At 54.3% G+C, this 2367-nt stretch carries 2 protein-coding genes; one reads left to right on the top strand and one right to left on the bottom strand.

Features of this window, described 5'->3' with window-relative positions; all coding sequences use genetic code 11:
- Nucleotides 1-446: 446 nt before the first annotated feature.
- Nucleotides 447-884 (bottom strand): hypothetical protein, encoded by a 438-nt coding sequence (locus tag G0P99_RS17280; protein WP_164131733.1) that lies wholly within the window; start codon nucleotides 882-884, stop codon nucleotides 447-449.
- A gap of 260 nt (nucleotides 885-1144) precedes the next feature.
- On the opposite strand from G0P99_RS17280, the gene G0P99_RS17285 reads away from it, so the two are divergent.
- Complete coding sequence (locus tag G0P99_RS17285; RefSeq protein ID WP_164131734.1) at nucleotides 1145-2020, top strand: hypothetical protein; 876 nt, start codon at nucleotides 1145-1147, stop codon at nucleotides 2018-2020.
- Nucleotides 2021-2367 lie beyond the last annotated feature (347 nt).

A 2367-nucleotide genomic window follows, 5' to 3' on the forward strand; every position in this document is an offset into this window, starting at 1 on the left:
GCCTGTGATGAAAGTCAGGAAAGGGCCGTTCGCACCAGTTGAAACCGACCAGTCGGAGGTCTGGAAAGTCCGCAACTCGGACATAGGACCTGACCTGGCAAAGGTCTGCTTTCGCCAGAAGCGGTCGTTACCGCCGGAAGCAGCGTTTCGCCCGTCATGAATGACCGGTAAGCCTGGGAAAGCAGTCACCTGACCAAAACCATCAGTTGACCGCTTTGAGCCCAATCCGGAAGTGCTACGCATCCGACACTCGCATATGCAGCAATTGAATGGGCCGGAGTTGTGAGCCGCGACGCGCCAAGAAAAGCGGCCGTTCACACACAGCGCAGCAAGTTTTCGGAGACCTATGACTGAGCTGCAAAACAACGCGGTTATTGGTCAGAACGTCGAGCAAAAAATAGGTAAAGTTCGCTCCAGCTTGAAAGGTGCCAGTTTTCGAGCCTCCTTCAAGTGCCCAGAATGTCATCAACTCGTCTTCTCCCGAAATCAATTAGTGGTGAACTTTGTCGGTTCTCGACCCACCATTCCCTCGCGCCTGGGTGATCCAGTATAGCCTTCAAGTGCCTCTCGGAAGATTGCATGGAGGCCTGGGCATCGGTGATGTCCCTTCCTGAGTGGTAGTAGACCGCCATAGAGGCGTGAATGCCCTGTTCAAGATACAGCCCGAAAGCAATTTTTTCGCTTGCGTTCAGATCGGTATAGCTTGCTCTACCACGTTGCACGAGATCGGCCATATATTGGTCATTTGTTACGGCTTTGAACGTACTGAGCATTGTCAGTTGGTCTCTGGTGTTCGAGAGGCTGGCTTCAATGTTGGATCGCCGAAGTTCGAGGCCCACAAACAGCATCGTCAATATGACACCAAACGCGGCTGCTGTTTCCATCGCAAGTGTCCAAGTCGACAAATTCATTTAAGTCCCCCCGGTTCGCTAAAAAGATTCACTTGCTACTATACTCATTGACTCCCAGAGGGCGTCGAACAAATGACCGAACCTTCACTTCGCACTTTAAGCCATCATTTGAATCGAATTGTATCGCCCAAGGAGGTTCTAAGCGGCAGTCTGGCCACCAACGGCACTGACTTTGGAAAGGCTGGATCCAATAGCTTCGGTGGCATAAGATACCACGCAAGAAGAGGCACAACTTGTCCAACGACATCAGCTTTTCCAGAGCGATCGCCCACCGCGCTGTTCGCGCCGCGCCTTACTGGCTGATCTTCCTGGCAACAACAGGGGCCTATTTGTGGCTGGGCCCGAACTCTGGGCTGCTTTGGCTGCCACCGCTTCTATTCGCCTGTATGCTTGCGATACTAGCGCCTGTCATCCGCGATTGGCGTCTGCGCCGCATGGTCGCCCGATCGGATGGCCAAGGGCGCGAGGGCACCTGGTGCGCCATTGGCGGGCAATCGATATCTGAGCATAAAATTAGTCATGACATTCTGGCCTGTCATTTTCGCGTACTCAGCACCGAGGCGAGCGTCGACAGAACACGTAGCGAGGCAAGAAAGCGCAGATATGAAGACGACAAACCGCTGCGCTATGAAGGCGTGTTTCAGGTGCCGTCGGACATAAGAACGAAGGACGGTGTAGTCCGATTGGGCGGGTTTCCAAACCTGTCCGGCGAACTCTCGGAGAAGTTGAATGTGGACATACTGGCCAACGCCCTGTCGCAATCTCGTCCCGCCCCGTCAGGTGTCCCGGCATTTTTGGTCCGGGAGATGCTGATTAACCGGGCCTCGCGGGAGGTCGAGTTGGCTTTGAAATATGGCAAGATGCCCGAGGATCGATTTCGTCGGGTCGACGCATGGCTGTTGAGAGTCGGCGACAGTGTTTGGGCGGTTGGCAAGCTAAAGGGTAACTGCCTATTCCCGGCCCCGTACAGGACTCTTGGGATACCCGTTTTCTTTGGAAGTAAAGAAGAAGTAATGTCCAAATTGCATGCTGGGCGGAGCTTCTTTCTGGGCACTGCCGCTCTATTTTTGCTCGCTGCTATTGGGGTTGGTGTATTCACGCTGATGTAGGCAGCGGCGCAGTTCGGCGCGTATCGTAAGTACCCACCACTCGATCAACTCATTACTGGCTTTCTGCACAACGCGATCGATGCTGCGGTTTGCATGTTTGACCGCTTCGGGCTCTTCTGAGACATCTGACCGCTTTTGTCAGATGTCTGCAAAGCCGCGTTCAGAAGCCATTCGACGCGACGGGACCGCGCGGCCACGTCCGCTTTGGTGCCTGAACGACCGCTCCTGCAGGCAGCTGCCGTTCGGCACTGATGCCTCCGACGTCCCAGATGCGGAGATACTGTTGAAAAACTCTGCTTGAGCGATGCTTTGGCTGCTGATTCAATTCTCTTGAGTTGCAGGAGAGT

The organism is Ruegeria sp. PrR005 (assembly GCF_010500245.1).
GTDB classification, from domain to species: Bacteria; Pseudomonadota; Alphaproteobacteria; order Rhodobacterales; family Rhodobacteraceae; genus Ruegeria_B; species Ruegeria_B marisflavi.

What these genes read in the sequence shown, in the direction of transcription:
- G0P99_RS17280 (WP_164131733.1), bottom strand. Translation starts at nt 884, where the DNA reads ATGGAAACAGCAGCCGCGTTTGGTGTCATATTGACGATGCTGTTTGTG.